The organism is Roseibium polysiphoniae (assembly GCF_014842925.1).
In the GTDB taxonomy this organism is placed as follows: domain Bacteria; phylum Pseudomonadota; class Alphaproteobacteria; order Rhizobiales; family Stappiaceae; genus Roseibium; species Roseibium polysiphoniae.
In genome coordinates this window covers 301,684-318,781 of record NZ_JACYXJ010000007.1, presented here as the reverse complement: position 1 = coordinate 318,781, position 17,098 = coordinate 301,684, and the positions used below count along the sequence as shown (strand labels likewise).

Genomic DNA, 17,098 nt, shown 5'->3' with positions numbered 1-17,098 from the left:
GGATTAGGGATATGGCTGACAAAAAGGTCGGACGGATCACCCAGGTCATCGGCGCCGTTGTCGACGTCAAGTTCGATGACCACCTGCCGCTGATCCTGAACGCTCTTGAAGCAGACAACCAGGGCACCCGTCTTGTGCTCGAAGTTGCTCAGCACCTGGGCGAAAACACGGTACGCACCATCGCGATGGACTCCACCGAGGGTCTGGTTCGCGGCCAGGAAGTTGTCGACACGGGCTCAGCTATTGAGGTTCCCGTTGGCGATGGCACCCTGGGCCGGATCATGAACGTGATCGGCGAGCCGGTTGATGAAGGCGGAGAGATCAAGCACGACGCCAAGCGTGCGATCCACCAGGAAGCTCCGGAATTCATCGAGCAGTCCACCGAAGCTGAAATCCTTGTGACGGGCATCAAGGTCGTTGACCTTCTCGCGCCTTATGCAAAGGGTGGTAAGATCGGCCTGTTCGGCGGCGCCGGCGTTGGCAAGACCGTTCTGATCATGGAACTGATCAACAACATCGCTAAGGCGCACGGCGGTTACTCCGTTTTCGCCGGTGTTGGTGAGCGGACCCGTGAAGGTAACGATCTTTACTGGGAAATGATCGAATCCGGCGTGAACAAGGAAGGCGGCGGAGAAGGCTCCAAGGCAGCCCTGGTTTACGGCCAGATGAACGAGCCTCCCGGAGCCCGTGCCCGTGTTGCGCTGACCGGTCTGACCATCGCTGAAGATTTCCGCGACAAGGGCCAGGACGTTCTGTTCTTCGTGGACAACATCTTCCGCTTTACCCAGGCTGGTTCCGAAGTGTCCGCACTTCTCGGCCGTATCCCGTCTGCTGTGGGCTATCAGCCGACACTGGCCACCGACATGGGCGCCATGCAGGAGCGGATCACGACCACGCACAAGGGTTCGATCACGTCTGTTCAGGCCGTTTACGTGCCTGCCGATGACTTGACCGATCCGGCGCCTGCTTCGACCTTTGCTCACTTGGATGCAACGACGGTTCTGAACCGCTCGATCGCGGAAAAGGGCATCTACCCGGCTGTGGATCCGCTCGACTCCACGTCCCGTATGCTCAGCGCCAACATCATCGGCGAAGAACACTACAATACGGCCCGTGCGGTTCAGGTGACCCTGCAGCGTTACAAGGCGCTCCAGGACATCATCGCCATCCTCGGCATGGACGAGCTGTCCGAAGAAGATAAGCTGACCGTGGCACGTGCTCGTAAGATCGAGCGCTTCCTGTCCCAACCGTTCTTCGTTGCTGAAGTCTTCACTGGTTCTCCGGGCAAGCTCGTTGCTCTGGAAGACACCATCAAGGGCTTCAAGGGCCTCGTCGACGGCGAGTACGATCATCTTCCAGAAGCTGCCTTCTACATGGTCGGCTCTATGGACGAAGCGATCGAAAAGGCTCAGAAGCTGGCTGCGGAAGCTGCCTAACGTTCTTTCGGACCGGGCGCAGACACTGTGCCCGGTTCAGCCGCTTTGATGGCCATTTTGGCTGTCGACTAAACAAGACTGACAAGGAAGACGCCAAATGGCTGACTTATTCCAGTTCGAGTTGGTCTCGCCGGAGCGCCAGCTCCTGTCCGAACAGGTTCTTGAGGTCATCGTGCCGGGAACCGAAGGCGAGTTTGGCGTTCTGAAGAACCACAGCCCGTTCATGTCCACCATCAAGCCGGGCATCCTGAAAGTCCGCAAGGAAGGTGGCACGTTGGACGAGTATTTCGTACGCGGCGGGTTTGCCGATGTTGCGAACACGGGTCTGACCATCCTTGCCGAACAGGCAACGCCAGTGTCCGAAATCAGTGCCGATGATCTGGCAACCCAGATCAAGAACGCTGAAGAAGACGTTGCCGACGCCAAGGGTGACGATGCGAAGCAGAAGGCAGAGCAGGCGCTCTCTCACCTGCGTGACGTTGCCGAGGCTCTCAAGGCCGCCTGATCCGGCTGACAAATTCCTCCCTCTTGAGGGACTTGAAAACGCGGCCCTCGGGTCGCGTTTTTTTATGGCGCGCCGGGCAAGAAAAAACCCGGCCGGAGCCGGGTTTGAAATGTCGGAGCTGCGTCTGCCGCAACTGATCAGGCAGCGATGCGCTTGAACGAGGTGTTCATGCCACCACCACGGTTCCGGCGGCGCTCTTCCGGCGGAATGTAGACGATCGAACGGTGGTCATCGCAATAGGAAACGCCCGGCTCGACACGGTTGGAGCACGGAAACGTATAGCTACCGGAATCGCCTTCTGCCCATTTGCAGCATCCTGGACGCGGGAGGCTCAAGTCACTCATTGGATTTTCCTCTTTTATAGTTCTATAGACGCGACAAAGGCGCTCGAGCATCCAGAACCTGGATCCGAACAGCGAGTGTCGTTTAACGGATGTACGCCCTGCTCGGGACAATGAATGACCGGACTCTAAGAGCCCTGAGAGCAAACGCAGGAGATAGATAAGTCCGGCGTCACAAAAATGCAATACGAAACCGCACATGGGAGGCCTGCAAATTGCGCATAACTACTTGGGTAGTTAAGATGCGCTCCCACAACTGCGCTGATTTGTCTTTATTCTTGTTATTTTTCAATCGTATTTACGATTTGTTTACAGGATCGGGAGCCTGGCGATACGAAGCAAGTGCTTCCGGTGTGTCCAAATCAATCCGTGCAGCGTCGCCGATGTCGATCTCGCGGAGCAGGTGGTTGTTCTCGGCAATGATATGCCGCGCGCCGATATCGCCGTGCAGTTTCATGAGATCCGGGAAGAAACGTTTGTCCCACAGGACGGGATTGCCCCTTTTCCCACTGGCACTCGCGGCCACAATCAAAGTCGATGGATCATCAGTATAGGCCGCGATCATGTTCTGGATAATCTGGGAATCGATACCAGGCATGTCGCCAAGGAGAATGATGGCGGCATCGATGTCCGGCGCGAGCGCCGCGACACCAGCCCGGATGGATCCGGCCATCCCGTCTGCATAATCGGGATTATGCGTGAGTGTGACGTCCATTTCGTCGAGGCATTTGGCAATCGCGTGCGCCATGTGGCCCGTAATCACAACCGTTTGGTCAATGCCCGCCCGGGACGCCGCTCCCGCCGCATGAGCCACCAGCGGCAATCCGTTGACGGTCTCAAGGAGCTTGTTGCGCGGTCCCATGCGGCTTGATTTGCCCGCAGCAAGAACAATCGCGCCAACTTTCGGGCTCTTGCTGTGTTCCGTCTTCTCCCGTGGCTGGGGACGTGATCCGATTTCCATCAGCAAACCTCCAACGCCAAGCCCGGAAATGTCTTCTGGGCGAACCACGATCCCCGCAAGAAGCCGATCGAGGATCCAGTCGAAACCGTTTTCCTTCGGGCTGCGCGCGCACCCGGGAGCCCCGATCACCGGCACGCCCTGATAGTCCCCAAGGAGCAGCAGATTGCCCGGATCTACCGGCATTCCGAAATAGGTCACGCTTCCTCCGGCCTCCTCGATGGCCCGCGGAAGGACGTCCTGCCGGTCCACAACCGCGGACGCACCGAAGAGAACGAGCAGATCCGCACCACTTGCCTGCAGACGGTTCATGGCCTCGGCGACGGCCTCGGCAGTGTGCGCAACCCGTTCCTCGCCAATAATCTGGCTGTTGCTCGCACTTAGCCGGTGCTCCAGGACCCGTCGGGTTTTATCCATGGTTGCGGGCTTCAGGTGGTCCAGTTTGGTCGCAACCAGCCCGATCTTCCGGCTCCCGAAGGGAGCTATTCGCAGCCCGCCGCGGATGGTTGCCTCCGCCTGCGCAATGAGATCGCCTGGCACTGCGAAGGGGATGATCTTTGCAGTGGCGACCATGCGGCCCTCAGCGACCTTCTCATAGGCCGGGAGCGTGGCGATGGTGATGGCCGGGTCGATCCGGTTCATCTGATTGATCGCAGATGCGTCGACGATCAGGAGCCCGCTCGCCTCCGCATGAAGATTGACCCGGCCGGTGAAGGGCGTGTCACTCGACAGGTGGCCGCCGTTACAGGCCGCGGCGATGCGCGCGGCGGCTACATCCTCACCGACATCGTCAGGCGAAAGCTGCGCGACAACGATCTCCTCAACGCCGGCAGCTGTCAGCGCGGCAACGTCCTGAGCATCCAGCACACGCCCCTTCTTGTAGGTCGCCGACGGCAGTTTGGTGCTATGTGCGAGAATGCAGCCGATGGCATCGCGCGTCGGGACGGGCCCAAAGATCATTGGAGGCCACCTGCCTCCTTGCGCAACGCGAAGATGATGTTGGCCAGAACGGCAACCGCAATTTCCGCCGGAGACGCCGCACCGATATCAAGGCCAATCGGAGCGTCGATGCGGCCGATCTGCGCATCGCTGAGACCAGCTGCCTTGAACCGTTCGACGCGTTTGCCGTGGGTCTTCCAGCTGCCAAGGGCGCCGACATAGAAACACTCGGATTTCAGTGCCTCGATCAGGGGAATGTCGTCGATCTTCGGGTCATGGGTGACGGCGGCGACCGCGGTATAGGGGTCAAGTGGTGTGCTCTTGAGAACATCCTCCGGCCATTCGGCCTTGAGGGTTCCGCCGGGAAAACGCTCTTCCGTGGCAAAGGCGGTGCGCGGATCGACAACGGTTACATCAAACCCGGCGATTTCCGCCATGGGCACCAGTGCCTGGGAAATATGAACGGCGCCGATGATCACAAGCCGTGGCGGCGGAACATTGACGGTCAGAAAGGCCGAAGTGCCGTCATCCAACTCAACCATTCCTGATTTGCCGGAGCGAAAACGGCGCTGGAGCTCTTCGTGCAACGGATCGGCAGAAGTATCAGCGCTCCGCAGGATCAGGCGTTGGGCACCTGTGCCGATGTCGGTCACCAGGACGGCGGCCCGCCGCTCGGAACGTTCCTTGTTGAGGGCGGTGAGAAGGGAAAAATCCATCAGAAGACCTTCATGCAGACGGCAATTTCAGGCGGCGGAAGGTCCGACCGGTTCGACATAGACGCGGATGCGCCCTCCGCAGGACAGGCCCACCTGCCAGGCGGTTTCATCTGCGACCCCAAATTCAAGCACTGTCGGCTTTCCGCTATCGATGACGTCGATGGCTTCGGAAACAACAGCACCCTCAACGCAGCCGCCGGATACGGATCCCTCGAAGTTTCCCTGATCGTCGATCACGAGGTGGGAGCCGACGGGCCTTGGCGCCGAGCCCCAGGTTTCAACAACGGTTGCCAAGGCGACATTCCGCCCGGAGGCCTTCCAGTCTTCTGCTGTCGCCAGAATATCCAGTGGCGTCGTCGTGCTGTCAGAAGTCATGCGTGGCCTCCTCTCCATTGCCTGATGAATATAAGCAGAACTGACGGGCAAGGAAGACATCCGCGCACAAATTAAAATGGCGCGCCCGGTGCTGGCGCGCCATTTGAGACGGCAAAGCGTTATGTCACTGGTCTATTCGGCGGCAGCACGCAGGGCAGGGGCAGCCGCCAGAACAGAGCCGTCGACATGCTCTTCGAAGGTTTCGAAGTTGTCGATAAACATCTGCACGAGTTTTGCGGCCTGAACGTCATAGGCGTTCTTGTCCGCCCATGTGCTGCGCGGATCGAGGATCGCACTGTCGACACCCTCGACGCTCATGGGAACGGCGAAACCGAAGTTTGCATCCGTGCGGAATTCGGCGGACTTCAGAGACCCGTCGAGAGCGGCGCGCAACAACGAGCGGGTCGCCTTGATGGGCATACGCTCGCCGACGCCATAAGCACCACCGGTCCAGCCTGTGTTGACCAGCCAGCAGTCGACATTGTGCTCCGCGATCAGGTCACGCAGCAGATTGCCATATTCTGACGGATGCCGGGGAATGAACGGCGCGCCGAAGCAGGTCGAGAATGTCGCTTGCGGTTCGGTTACACCCTTTTCGGTTCCAGCAACTTTGGCCGTATAGCCAGACAGGAAGTGGTACATCGCTTCGGCTGGCGTCAGCTTGGCAATCGGAGGCATGACCCCGAATGCATCAGCCGTCAGCATGATGATCGTCTGCGGCTTCGGTGCCGTTCCTGTGTCGCTGGCGTTGGAGATGAAGTGGATCGGGTAGGCTGCGCGGGTGTTTTCCGTCTTCGAGCCGTCATTGAAATCGGGAACCCGGTTGTCGTCGAGAACGACATTTTCCAGAACGGTTCCGAACCTTTGCGTTGTCGAGAAAATCTCGGGCTCTGCCTCGGCCGACAACTTGATCGTCTTGGCGTAGCAGCCACCTTCGAAGTTGAAGATGCCCGTCTTGCCCCAACCATGCTCGTCATCACCGATCAGTGTGCGCGAGGGATCTGCCGAAAGGGTGGTCTTGCCTGTGCCAGACAGGCCGAAGAAGACCGCCGTGTCGCCAGCATCGCCGACATTCGCGGAGCAATGCATCGACATAACGCCCTGCGGCGGCAGCAGGTAGTTCAGGAAAGTGAAGACCGATTTTTTCATCTCGCCTGCGTAGGAAGTACCGCCGATCAGAACGATCTTGCGGCTCAGGTCGCAGGCAATCACTGTCTCGCTGCGGCAGCCGTGGCGGGCTGGATCCGCCTTGAAGCTCGGCAGGTCGATGATGGTCATGTCTGGAGAGAAGGTCGCCAATTCGTCGGCGCCCGGACGCAGCAGCATGTTGCGGATGAACAAGGAGTGCCAAGCGTATTCAGTGAAGACGCGCACTGGCAGCTGATAGGCTTTTTCGGCGCCGCCATAAAGGTCTTGCGCGAAGAGATCCATGCCTTCGGCGTGCTTGCGAAAGTCCGACAGGAGCACTTCGAAATGCTCCGGGCTCATCTCGGCATTGTTGTCCCACCAGACCGTGTCGGAGGTCTGGGCGTCGCGGACAACGAACTTGTCTTTCGGTGAGCGGCCAGTGTGGATGCCCGTGTCGGCGACCAATGGACCATTGGCGGCGATCTCCGCCTCGCCTCGAGAGATCGCATACTCGTAAAGTGCAGGTTCGCTCTGGTTCCAATAGACGGACGTCAGACCTGTCAGTCCGAAAGTCTCGACACCGTTGGCGGCGTTCCTAACACCTACTTCTTTCATGATCCCGCGGTCCTTGTGATCTTGAGGGTCCCAAACACTGATACGGCGTAATGTCACGCTGCGGTATCCGTTGGAGGTCGGAACCTAGTAGATCAAGGTAATTCCAACAAGCCAGACAAAGGATCGATTTCAATATTCAATCGATTAAATAGAGATTGCGTCGATTTGTTAATTAATTCGGATGTCAAATTAATGAGGTTGCTAGAGCTTCTATTCAATGAGCGGCGTCGAATGCTGCGAGGCCTCAGCCGTTGCGCGTTAAGTATTTCGATAAATCTTCCATAAATTTCGAATGAGCCCTCAAAACGAAAGAAGTGAAACCGGCTCCCTGTGAGTAGACTGGCAGTTCCAAAACCATTCGAAGCCGGATTGCCGTCGCATTGCCTGCTAAATCTGTCGGCATGACTGGAACCTTGGCGGCAAAGTGCCCACCTGCGGGGGACGCCACATGGACAGCGCCTTAATTTCCGCGCATTTTCCGAGGCATAGGCTAAGATCAGCAATTAAGAACACTGCCTGTCATGCAGACCGACGGGCAGATTTACAAAGGAACCTGGACCCGCTCATGCCGACTATTGCGTTGGTCGACGACGACCGTAACATTCTGACTTCGGTTTCTATTGCGCTGGAATCGGAAGGCTATCGAGTACAGACCTATACCGACGGCACGTCGGCGCTGGATGGGCTTCAGAGCGATCCGCCTGAACTGGCAATCTTCGATATCAAGATGCCGCGTATGGATGGCATGGAGTTGTTGCGCCGTCTCCGTCAGACCAGTGATATCCCGGTGATTTTCCTCACCTCGAAGGATGACGAGATCGATGAGTTGTTCGGGCTCAAGATGGGCGCCGACGACTTTATCCGCAAACCTTTCTCTCAACGCCTTCTTGTGGAGCGGGTAAGAGCCGTTCTGCGCCGTGCTCAGCCCAAGGATGCGTCAGCGCCACGTGAAGACGCCGACAAGCTGCTCGAACGTGGCCAGTTGCTGATGGATCAGGAGCGCCACACCTGCACCTGGAACAACAAGCCGGTCACGCTGACGGTCACGGAGTTCCTCATTCTGTCTGCCCTGGCGCAACGCCCGGGCGTCGTCAAGAGCCGCAACGCGCTCATGGATGCAGCCTATGACGACCAGGTCTATGTAGATGACCGAACCATCGACAGCCACATCAAAAGACTGCGCAAGAAGTTCAAGGTTGTTGACGACGACTTCGACATGATCGAAACCCTCTATGGTGTTGGATACAGATTCAGGGAGGTCTGAAGACCTGCCGCATGACAAATGACCGCGAGATGGCAGAAGGGTTGGAGCCCGGACAGACCGGCGTGCCCGAGCGCTCGCAATTGCGCCGGCTGGGCAACAAGCGTCTCCGGCGCCGTTTGCTTGCCCGGTTCGGCAAGATCTTCGGCACCTATTTCCTGTCGTCGCTGACCCGGCGGATCGTTGCGATCAATCTCGTCGGTCTTGTCGCGCTGGTCATCGGCATTCTCTATTTGAACCAGTTTCGTGCCGGGCTGATCGATGCCCGTGTCCAGAGTCTTCTGACACAGGGGGAAATCATCTCCGGCGCCATTGCCGCCTCCGCGACCGTCGACACCGGGGCGATCACCGTGGATCCGGAGCGTCTGCTGCAATTGCAGGCGGGCGAGAGCATTGCACCCGGCGGCGATGATCTGGACACCCTGGACTTTCCGGTCAATCCGGAGCGGGTCGGACCTGTTCTTAGGCGGCTGATTTCTCCCACGAAGACCCGGGCCCGGATTTATGATCCTGAAGGGATCCTGATCCTCGACTCCCGGCACCTTTATTCGAGCGCACAGATACTCCGGTTCGATCTGCCGCCGCCCACGGCTGAAGAAGAGGGCATGCTGAACACCCTCTGGCAGTCGATGAAGCTCTGGCTGCGGCGCGGCGATCTGCCGGTCTATCAGGAGCTTGGCGGCGGAGATGGCCGCGCCTATCCAGAAGTGGAGGCTGCCCTTGCCGGTTCGCCGGCCAGTGTGGTGCGCGTGTCCCAGCGCGGCGAGCTGATCGTTTCCGTCGCTGTGCCGATTCAGCGCTTCAGGGCGGTGCTTGGCACGCTGCTGCTCTCCACCCAGGGCGGCGATATCGATGCCATTGTGCGCGCCGAGCGCATCGCCATCGTGCGCGTCTTTCTTGTGGCAGCGACCGTCACCACGCTCTTGTCGATCCTGCTTGCCGGAACCATTGCCGGACCGGTTCGCCGGCTGGCCGCAGCGGCCGAGCGGGTGCGGAAAGGGTCCACGTCGCGGCAGGAAATCCCCGAATTTGCCGATCGCCAGGATGAGATCGGCCACCTTGCCCGCGCCTTCCGCGACATGACCAACGCGCTTTACAACAAGATCGACGCAATCGAGCAATTTGCAGCCGATGTTGCTCATGAGCTGAAAAACCCTCTGACATCGCTCAGAAGTGCTGTTGAAACCTTGCCCTTGGCAAAGAATGAGCGGTCGCGCGAGCGGCTTCTGGAGGTGATCCAGCATGACGTCCGGCGTCTTGATCGTCTGATCTCCGATATTTCGGATGCTTCTAGACTTGATGCGGAACTGGCGCGTGCCCAGGCCGAGCCCATCGATCTGGCCGTCCTTCTGCGCAACATCGCAGAAGAGGCCAACCAGCGAGCGGACGATGACAGCGCGGAAATTCTGCTGACGATTTCCGATGCTCCGGGCAACAAGACCTACCAGGTGCTTGGACACGACATTCGCCTGGGCCAGGTGTTCAGCAACCTCCTCGACAATGCCCGTTCATTCTCTGCTGAGGACGGGGCGGTGCGGATTGGCCTTTCGCGTCAGGGCAAGGACATATTGATTGTTGTCGATGATGACGGGCCGGGCATTCGGGCCGAGAACACCGACCGGATTTTTGAGCGCTTCTACACCGATCGCCCGGACGGCGAGGGCTTCGGCAACAACTCCGGCCTTGGCTTGTCGATTTCCCGGCAAATCATCGAGGCCCATGGCGGTCAGATCCAGGCGGAGAACCGCCAGGAGACCGATGCGGAAAGCGGCGAAACCAGAGTGGTTGGCGCGCGCTTCAAGATTGAGTTCCCGGCGAGCAACGCGCAATGAGCACTGCGACGGTTCACGCCGGCTGTGTTGTGATCGGCCCGCATGGTGTTCTGATCCGGGGCCTTTCCGGCAGCGGCAAGTCGGCCCTCGCCGATGCCATGATCGAGGCGGCAAGAATGCGGGGTAGCTTCTCGGCGCTGGTCAGTGATGACCGCTCCTGCCTGGAAGATCGCGGGGCCCAGGTCGTTGCCTCTGCACCTGAGCCTCTGCAAGGCCTGATCGAAGTGCGCGGTCTCGGCCTTCAGTCGGCGCCTTTTGAGCCGGAAGCGGTCGTGCGCATGGTGATCGATCTGCTGCCTGAAAAAGAGATAGAGCGCTTGCCCGTTCAGCCGCTGGCCGATGTGGTTCTTGAGGGAATTTCTGTTCCGGCTTTGCAAGTGGCCAGCGACAACACTGTAGCGGCCCTCAGCCGTGTGCGGTGGGCCTTGAGGCAGCTTTTCCCCAACGGGCCGGACTACCTGTGAGGCTTTGCGTGGAATTTTACTTGCAACTGGCGGAGTGGTTGTCGAGAGTGCAGCGAACGTGTAACGGTCGCGAAAGTGATCCCGGAAAGGCATTCAGGTCGAGCAGCTCATGATTGGACTTGTACTCGTAACCCATGGACGCCTCGCGGAGGAGTTCAAGTCAGCCCTGGAACATGTGGTTGGCCCGCAAGATCACGTTGAAACGATTTGCATCGGTCCGGATGACGATATGGAGCAGCGTCGGCAAGACATTCTGTCGGCCGTTGAGTCTGCCAACTCAGGCGATGGTGTGGTTCTGTTGACGGACATGTTCGGCGGCACACCTTCCAACCTTGCGATCTCTGTCATGGACGGAAAGTCGGTCGAGGTTGTCGCGGGTGTCAATCTCCCCATGCTGATCAAGCTGGCCAGCGTACGCTCCGATCGCTCCCTCGCGGAAGCTGTCGACGAAGCGCGGCAGGCAGGTCAGAAGTATATCTCGGTCGCAAGCCAGGTTCTGTCCGGTCAGAATTGAAGGGCAGACTGAGAAGATGACGACGGCGTCGCTGGAAAAAGATCTGACCATCGTCAATCAGCGCGGGCTGCATGCACGTGCCTCCGCGAAACTCGTAAAACTGGTCGAAACCTTTGAGGCGGACGTGAAGGTTTCCAAGGACGGCCAGACGGTCGGCGGAACCTCGATCATGGGTCTGATGATGCTGGCCGCGAGCCCGGGATGCTGCATCCATGTGGCAGTGACCGGAGCAGACGCAGACAATGCCATGACAGCAATCACAGAGCTGGTCGAAGACGGGTTCGGCGAAAGAGATTGAAGTCCGCGCGATGAGCGCTGTGAATCGCTTTTCAATCAAATCATAAAATTGAATCGTATTTGATGCAGCAATTGAAATTGAATCTCTATAGGTTCATTTTAAGAAAATGAATCTATTTCGGTACGCTGAACTCTTGTCGGCGTGTCGTGCACGGGGACGCCGATCATGAGTGAAGCACATTTTGAGCATCCCTTGATCGTCGTCATGGGGGACTTGGTCGCAAGCGAAGAGGCTGAATCTCGCCAAGAGTTACACCGTCGCTTCAATGCGGCGGTCGATGCGATCAACGCAAAATACAAAAACCAGCTGCGCTCTCCGCTGACCATCACTCTGGGAGACGAGTTTCAGGGGCTCGCGGCGGATTTTTCATCAGCTTTCGAGATCGCGCATGACATGCGCCTGACACTCTTGAAGCAGGACGTCTTCTGCCGGTTCGTTGTTGGGCAGGTCGACCTGCAAACGCCGGTCAATCCGGATCGGGCCTGGAACATGATGGCCGATGGTCTGGCGGAGGCGCGCGCGCGCCTTGAGGACAAGGCAGACCCAAACGCCTATCGATTTTCTTTCCTGGAAGATCAGCGCTGTGCTCCGCTCCTGGAGGCGATCGGCGCGTCCCTGACCGATATCGAGGAAGGCTGGACGTCAACGCAGCGTGCCTATCTGATCCCCCGGGTTCTTGACGGAGAAAGCGTAAAAGACATCGCTGCGCGCCATAATGTCAGTGCGCGAACGGTCTATAACGTGCTGGTGCTGGCGCGCTTCAATTTATACGACCGTCAAACTGAAGCGATAAGGGCATTCCTCAAAGTGGAAGGTGGGTCGGCCACAGAGAGGCAAAGTTCATGAGCACATCAGACGCGGTCTTGATCGGTGTTGGATATGCCCTCTTCGTTCCACTGATCTGGATCATTGGAAACCTCTTCACCAAATGGGTCATCGACCGCGCGGTTGATGAACTTGTGCCAACACCGAAGACGGCGCTGCCTGCTACTCAGGAAGGTGAGACATCTGTCACGCCGGTTGCCGCAATTCCCTCGGATCAACACCAAGTGCAGGGTGGAAGAGCGGACGCAGAAATGCGCGAGCTCAAGGCGGGGCGCGTCATTGGCGTTCTGGAGCGTCTGCTCATCGTGACTGGTCTCGTGTTGGGCAAGTGGGAGGTCCTGGTGGCGGTCATCGCGCTCAAGACGGTTGCGCGGTATCAGGAACTGGATACCAAGTTGAACGCCGAGTATTTCCTGATTGGCTCGCTTGCCAGTGTTCTTTGGGCGGTCGCGACCTCGGTTGCGCTGCTCCTCTATGATCAGTCCGTCGGCTTCGGACTGTTTCCGGCGGCCTTGCTGAAGTGAGCGGAAAAGCTGACCCGGAGGGTTTGGCCAGCGGATGTCTGAAAATTGAAGAATTGATATAAAGAAATCTTTATATCTTTCATTGATAGAGTCGCGACCGCGCGCTATAACACGCGCTGTTACGAATGGGAGGCGCGCTGTCTCCAAGAGGCGGCTGCGATCCTTGTGAGCGTATCCCCATCATCTGGCCTTGCGAGGTGCAAGGCGAAGCACTCAGGACGTTTTCATGAACGACTATATCGTCAAGGACATCGGGCTCGCCGATTGGGGCCGGACCGAAATCGAAATCGCCGAACACGAAATGCCGGGCCTGATGGCCTGCCGCGAGGAATTCGGCGAGAGCAAGCCGCTGAAGGGCGCTCGTATCGCCGGTTCCCTGCATATGACGATCCAGACTGCCGTTCTGATCGAGACGCTTGTCGCTCTCGGGGCAGAAGTGCGCTGGGCGTCCTGCAACATCTATTCGACACAGGATCAGGCCGCTGCTGCCATCGCGGCTTCCGGTGTTCCGGTTTTTGCCGTCAAGGGCGAAACCCTGGAAGAATACTGGGACTACGCTGACAAGATTTTTGACTTCGACGACGGCGCCAACATGATCCTGGATGATGGCGGCGATGCCACCATGTACATCCTCATCGGTGCACGCGTTGAAGCCGGTGAAACCGGCCTTCTCGACAATCCGGGATCTGAAGAAGAAGAAGTTCTCTTCGCCCAGATCAAGAAGCGCATGGCAGCAAACCCGGGCTGGTTCACAAAGCAGAAGAGCCTCATCAAGGGCGTTTCCGAAGAGACCACCACCGGCGTTCTGCGTCTTTACGAAATGCAGAAGGGCGGCCAACTGCCGTTCCCGGCGATCAACGTCAACGACAGCGTCACCAAGTCGAAATTCGACAACCGCTACGGCTGCCGTGAATCCCTGGTCGACGGCATCCGCCGTGGTACCGACGTCATGATGTCTGGCAAGGTTGCCGTTGTCTGTGGTTACGGCGATGTCGGCAAGGGCTCTGCGCAGTCTCTGGCCGGTGCCGGCGCGCGTGTGATCGTCACCGAAATCGATCCGATCTGTGCCTTGCAGGCGTCCATGGACGGCTATGAGGTCAAGACAATCGAACAGGCCCTGCCTGAAGGCGATATCTACGTCACAGCGACCGGTAACAAGGACATCATCACCTTCGACCACATGCGTGGCATGAAGGACATGGCGATCGTCTGCAACATCGGCCACTTCGACAATGAGATTCAGGTCGCGGCCCTCAAGAACACCAAATGCCGTCCGGTCAAGGACCAGGTCGACATGTATGAGTTCCCGGATGGCAAGCGCATGATCCTGCTCTCCCAGGGTCGTCTGGTGAACCTCGGCAACGCGACCGGGCACCCGAGCTTCGTCATGTCCGCCAGCTTCACCAACCAGGTTCTGGCGCAGATCGAACTCTGGTCCAAGGGCGAGCAGTACCAGAACGAAGTTTACGTTCTGCCCAAGCACCTCGACGAAAAGGTCGCGCGCCTGCACCTCGAGAAGCTTAATGTCACCCTGACTGAGCTGTCTGATGAGCAGTCCCAATATCTGGGGATTAACAAGACAGGTCCATTCAAGGCTGAACACTACAAATACTGATTTTTTCCAGCTCGATCTACTACATGTAGAATCGGAGCGGAAAACGTCCCTGCGAAAAGTGTTAACGGGATTCTTCAATTCGAGGGATCCCGTTAACTTTTCATCAAGAGACTCTTCTTCGCGATTCCCAAAAAGGTTATGGTTTTAGCGAATCAGTAGCCAAGAGGCTCAAGCTTCTGATTTGAACCGGGCACCCGGGGATGCAGGCGGCGTAAGGGGATCATGAAATGCCGGTTATCGGCTTTGACGGCGCGCGTAATGGTGCGACGTGGCGAGAAAGGATTCGGGCGACAGTCAAGCTGACCAGCGTCAGCTTTGCCGCCTTGATGATCAGCAGGGTCCCATCCAAATCTGCCGAACTTCTCGAGATTTCCGAGCAGGGCATCAACCCTGACAGCATGGTCTGGCTGGGCGCCCTGGGTGGCGTCTGCGCGTTTGCCGTGACAGCCGCAATCGCCTTTGTTCGTCAGCAGCGACAGTCCGCACGCATTGCCGATCGCCTGACGCGCGAAAATGGCGACCTCAATCTGAAACTTGATCGCCTGGAGACGATGCTCAACACGGACGAGCAACGTGTCATCGTCTGGACTGGAAATGGCGCGGTGCCTCAGGTTTGGGGTGTTCTATCTGAAGCGTCCGGCGTACCACGTGCACCGGCGCAACTGCTCGCCTTCGGTTCATGGCTCTCGGCCAAATGCGCAGCGGACCTGGAACGCAGCCTGGATACGCTTTTCAAGACCGGCGAAGCCTTCTCGACCACGCTGAAGACTGGGATCGGCTCTTACGTCGAGGCGGCAGGGCGCACCACAGGTGGCGCCGTTGTCTTGCGTCTGCGCGATCTCACCGGTGAACGTCAGATGCAGGCCGAGCTGGCTGCGCGCAACGCACGTATTTCTGGCGAACTGCACATGCTGCATGCCCTGTTGAACGCCATGCCGGCACCGGCCTGGCAGCGGGACGCAGAAGGCGCGGTAATCTGGGCCAACAAGGCCTATGCCCAAGCGGTTGAGGCTGCTGATGCTGCGTCCGCCATTCGCGATGGTGCCGCATTCCTCGACGCCGCGGCAAGCGACGCGATGATGCGTGATCGCGATGAGGATGGCTGCTTTCGCTCACGCATGCCGATCGTGGCCGCCGGCGAGCGGCGGATTTTCGAAGTCACCGATGTCTCCTCGAATGTCGGCAGCGCGGGCGTTGCCGTCGACAGCAGCGAGTTGGAGCAAGTCCGCAAGGAACTCGACCGCGCCGAGGAGTTTCACGGCAGGACGCTTGACCAGCTTCAAACCGCGGTCGCGATCTTCAGCGGCGAACGCAAGCTTCAATTCTACAATGCCGCCTTCCGACAGCTCTGGGATCTCGATCCGAGCTTTCTTGAAAGTCATCCCGAGGACGGTGCACTTCTGGATGCCCTTCGTGCGGCGCGCAAAATTCCCGAGCAGGCCGACTATCGTGGCTGGCGCAAGAAGATGCAGGAGAGCTACCAGTCTCTCGAGGCGCGCGAAAGCTGGTGGCATCTGCCCGATGGGCGCACCCTGCGGGTCATTGCCAACCCGCATCCCCACGGCGGCGTCACTTATATCTACGAGAATGTCACCGAGCAGCTGGATCTGGAGAGCCGTTACAACGCGCTCGCCCGCGTTCAGGGTGAAACCCTCGACAATCTCTCCGAGGCAGTTGCCGTGTTCGGCTCCGATGGCCGTCTGCGCCTCTGGAACCCGGCCTTTGGCCGCATCTGGGGCCTGCGCGAAGACCAGCTTGAAGGTGTGCCACACGTCAATGATGTCGTCGAAGCCTGCGCCCTTGTCGAAGATGAGCGCGTAGCATGGGAGCAGCTTTCGGGCAGCGTTACGGGCCTCGTTGACAACCGCATGCAGGCAGCCAGCCGCATGGAGCGGCATGACGGCACGGTTCTGGACTATGCCACGGTGCCGCTGCCTGACGGCGGCACGCTGGTGACATTTGTCGACGTCACGGACAGCGTCAACGTGGAACGGGCACTGGTCGAGAAGAATGAAGCGCTCGAGCAAACCGATCAGCTGAAGAACGCCTTCATTCAGCATGTGTCTTACGAGCTGCGTTCGCCACTGACCAACATCATCGGCTTCGCGCAACTCCTGTCCAATCCGAAGTTTGGCGAACTCTCCGCGAAACAGGGCGAGTACGCCGCCTACATCCGTTCCTCTTCCGCCGAACTTCTCCTGATTATTGACGATATTCTGGATCTTGCGACCCTCGATGCGGGCATCATGCAGCTCGACATTTCCGAGGTGAACGTCGCTGCTACGGTGGATGCGGCCATCGAGGGCCTGAAGGATCGCATTGCCGAGGCACGGATTTCGCTCCAGACAGATGTGCCTGCCGATATCGGGACAATGTTCGCCGACGAGAAGCGGCTTCGCCAGATCCTGTTCAACCTTATCTCGAACGCGGTGCGCTACTCCGATGAAGAGGGCACGATCAGTGTCAGCTGCAGCCGCGAAGATGAAAAGGTCGTCTTCGTTGTCGAGGACAACGGATGCGGCATTCCAGCCGATGTGATTACCCAGGTATTCAATCGCTTCGTTGGTCACGACGCCGGTTCGCGCCGCCAGGGCGCAGGGCTGGGTCTCGCGATCGTCAAGAGTTTCGTGGAGCTCCACGGTGGCAAGGTCGAGATTGAATCGTCCGAGGGCCGCGGTACGATCGTTACCTGTACATTTCCGGCCTCACCCAAGGCGACCGGCCGCATTGCCGCTGAATAGAAACTGGAGCT

Annotated in this window: 16 protein-coding genes; 11 read left to right on the top strand and 5 right to left on the bottom strand. The window is 58.5% G+C overall.

Translation table 11 applies throughout. The features are described from left to right. Nucleotides 1–11: 11 nt before the first annotated feature. Both atpD and IG617_RS19740 read left to right on the top strand, forming a co-directional pair. Complete coding sequence (gene atpD, locus IG617_RS19745; RefSeq protein ID WP_153770413.1) at nt 12–1,436, top strand: F0F1 ATP synthase subunit beta; 1,425 nt, start codon at nt 12–14, stop codon at nt 1,434–1,436. Between the two features lie 97 nt (nt 1,437–1,533). Next, nucleotides 1,534–1,941, top strand: coding sequence for a F0F1 ATP synthase subunit epsilon (locus IG617_RS19740; protein ID WP_153770414.1), 408 nt, complete (start codon nt 1,534–1,536; stop codon nt 1,939–1,941). Nucleotides 1,942–2,078: 137 nt separating this feature from the next. Here the strand turns inward: IG617_RS19740 and IG617_RS19735 are convergent, their stop codons facing one another. The 5 genes from IG617_RS19735 to IG617_RS19715 form a co-directional block, all read right to left on the bottom strand. After that, on the bottom strand, nt 2,079–2,285 hold the full coding sequence (locus tag IG617_RS19735; RefSeq protein WP_192110944.1) for a hypothetical protein: 207 nt from the start codon (nt 2,283–2,285) through the stop codon (nt 2,079–2,081). A 295-nt stretch (nt 2,286–2,580) separates the two neighbouring features. Next, nucleotides 2,581–4,200: an NTP transferase domain-containing protein gene (locus IG617_RS19730; protein ID WP_192110943.1), complete on the bottom strand. Its 1,620-nt coding sequence runs from the start codon at nt 4,198–4,200 to the stop codon at nt 2,581–2,583. Next, nucleotides 4,197–4,895 (bottom strand): XdhC family protein, encoded by a 699-nt coding sequence (locus tag IG617_RS19725; protein WP_192110942.1) that lies wholly within the window; start codon nt 4,893–4,895, stop codon nt 4,197–4,199. The genes IG617_RS19730 and IG617_RS19725 overlap by 4 nt, the downstream gene beginning before the upstream one ends. Before the next feature lie 27 nt (nt 4,896–4,922). Then, nucleotides 4,923–5,270, bottom strand: a complete 348-nt coding sequence (locus IG617_RS19720) for an XdhC family protein (protein WP_192110941.1) — start codon at nt 5,268–5,270, stop codon at nt 4,923–4,925. 132 nt (nt 5,271–5,402) lie between these two features. Further along, nucleotides 5,403–7,013 (bottom strand): phosphoenolpyruvate carboxykinase, encoded by a 1,611-nt coding sequence (locus IG617_RS19715; RefSeq protein ID WP_192110940.1) that lies wholly within the window; start codon nt 7,011–7,013, stop codon nt 5,403–5,405. Nucleotides 7,014–7,578: 565 nt separating this feature from the next. Here IG617_RS19715 and IG617_RS19710 point away from each other — a divergent pair. From IG617_RS19710 to IG617_RS19670, 9 genes are all read left to right on the top strand, one after another. Beyond that, the gene (locus IG617_RS19710) at nt 7,579–8,277 is read left to right on the top strand and encodes a response regulator transcription factor (protein WP_153770422.1); all 699 of its coding nucleotides are present in this window, start codon (nt 7,579–7,581) and stop codon (nt 8,275–8,277) included. An 11-nt stretch (nt 8,278–8,288) separates the two neighbouring features. Continuing rightward, nucleotides 8,289–10,106 carry a sensor histidine kinase gene (locus tag IG617_RS19705; protein WP_192110939.1) on the top strand — a complete coding sequence of 606 codons (1,818 nt, stop codon included), beginning with the start codon at nt 8,289–8,291 and terminating at the stop codon, nt 10,104–10,106. Continuing rightward, nucleotides 10,103–10,570 carry an HPr kinase/phosphorylase gene (locus IG617_RS19700; protein WP_192110938.1) on the top strand — a complete coding sequence of 156 codons (468 nt, stop codon included), beginning with the start codon at nt 10,103–10,105 and terminating at the stop codon, nt 10,568–10,570. The genes IG617_RS19705 and IG617_RS19700 overlap by 4 nt, the downstream gene beginning before the upstream one ends. A 109-nt stretch (nt 10,571–10,679) precedes the next feature. After that, nucleotides 10,680–11,084: a PTS sugar transporter subunit IIA gene (locus tag IG617_RS19695; protein ID WP_153770425.1), complete on the top strand. Its 405-nt coding sequence runs from the start codon at nt 10,680–10,682 to the stop codon at nt 11,082–11,084. Between the two features lie 16 nt (nt 11,085–11,100). Next, on the top strand, nt 11,101–11,382 hold the full coding sequence (locus IG617_RS19690; RefSeq protein ID WP_192110937.1) for an HPr family phosphocarrier protein: 282 nt from the start codon (nt 11,101–11,103) through the stop codon (nt 11,380–11,382). A 165-nt stretch (nt 11,383–11,547) separates the two neighbouring features. Further along, the gene (locus IG617_RS19685; RefSeq protein ID WP_192110936.1) at nt 11,548–12,228 is read left to right on the top strand and encodes a SatD family protein; all 681 of its coding nucleotides are present in this window, start codon (nt 11,548–11,550) and stop codon (nt 12,226–12,228) included. After that, on the top strand, nt 12,225–12,731 hold the full coding sequence (locus IG617_RS19680) for a hypothetical protein (protein ID WP_192110935.1): 507 nt from the start codon (nt 12,225–12,227) through the stop codon (nt 12,729–12,731). The genes IG617_RS19685 and IG617_RS19680 overlap by 4 nt, the downstream gene beginning before the upstream one ends. A 226-nt stretch (nt 12,732–12,957) precedes the next feature. After that, nucleotides 12,958–14,346, top strand: coding sequence for an adenosylhomocysteinase (ahcY, locus tag IG617_RS19675; protein ID WP_192110934.1), 1,389 nt, complete (start codon nt 12,958–12,960; stop codon nt 14,344–14,346). A 227-nt stretch (nt 14,347–14,573) separates the two neighbouring features. Beyond that, complete coding sequence (locus tag IG617_RS19670) at nt 14,574–17,087, top strand: sensor histidine kinase (RefSeq protein ID WP_209008625.1); 2,514 nt, start codon at nt 14,574–14,576, stop codon at nt 17,085–17,087. The last annotated feature ends 11 nt before the right edge of the window (nt 17,088–17,098 follow it).

Coding starts and splice junctions, on each gene's coding strand:
- atpD (WP_153770413.1), top strand. CDS start 12: ATGGCTGACAAAAAGGTCGGACGGATCACCCAGGTCATCGGCGCCGTT.
- IG617_RS19740 (WP_153770414.1), top strand. CDS start 1,534: ATGGCTGACTTATTCCAGTTCGAGTTGGTCTCGCCGGAGCGCCAGCTC.
- IG617_RS19735 (WP_192110944.1), bottom strand. CDS start 2,285: ATGAGTGACTTGAGCCTCCCGCGTCCAGGATGCTGCAAATGGGCAGAA.
- IG617_RS19730 (WP_192110943.1), bottom strand. CDS start 4,200: ATGATCTTTGGGCCCGTCCCGACGCGCGATGCCATCGGCTGCATTCTC.
- IG617_RS19725 (WP_192110942.1), bottom strand. CDS start 4,895: ATGGATTTTTCCCTTCTCACCGCCCTCAACAAGGAACGTTCCGAGCGG.
- IG617_RS19720 (WP_192110941.1), bottom strand. CDS start 5,270: ATGACTTCTGACAGCACGACGACGCCACTGGATATTCTGGCGACAGCA.
- IG617_RS19715 (WP_192110940.1), bottom strand. CDS start 7,013: ATGAAAGAAGTAGGTGTTAGGAACGCCGCCAACGGTGTCGAGACTTTC.
- IG617_RS19710 (WP_153770422.1), top strand. CDS start 7,579: ATGCCGACTATTGCGTTGGTCGACGACGACCGTAACATTCTGACTTCG.
- IG617_RS19705 (WP_192110939.1), top strand. CDS start 8,289: ATGACAAATGACCGCGAGATGGCAGAAGGGTTGGAGCCCGGACAGACC.
- IG617_RS19700 (WP_192110938.1), top strand. CDS start 10,103: ATGAGCACTGCGACGGTTCACGCCGGCTGTGTTGTGATCGGCCCGCAT.
- IG617_RS19695 (WP_153770425.1), top strand. CDS start 10,680: ATGATTGGACTTGTACTCGTAACCCATGGACGCCTCGCGGAGGAGTTC.
- IG617_RS19690 (WP_192110937.1), top strand. CDS start 11,101: ATGACGACGGCGTCGCTGGAAAAAGATCTGACCATCGTCAATCAGCGC.
- IG617_RS19685 (WP_192110936.1), top strand. CDS start 11,548: ATGAGTGAAGCACATTTTGAGCATCCCTTGATCGTCGTCATGGGGGAC.
- IG617_RS19680 (WP_192110935.1), top strand. CDS start 12,225: ATGAGCACATCAGACGCGGTCTTGATCGGTGTTGGATATGCCCTCTTC.
- ahcY (WP_192110934.1), top strand. CDS start 12,958: ATGAACGACTATATCGTCAAGGACATCGGGCTCGCCGATTGGGGCCGG.
- IG617_RS19670 (WP_209008625.1), top strand. CDS start 14,574: ATGCCGGTTATCGGCTTTGACGGCGCGCGTAATGGTGCGACGTGGCGA.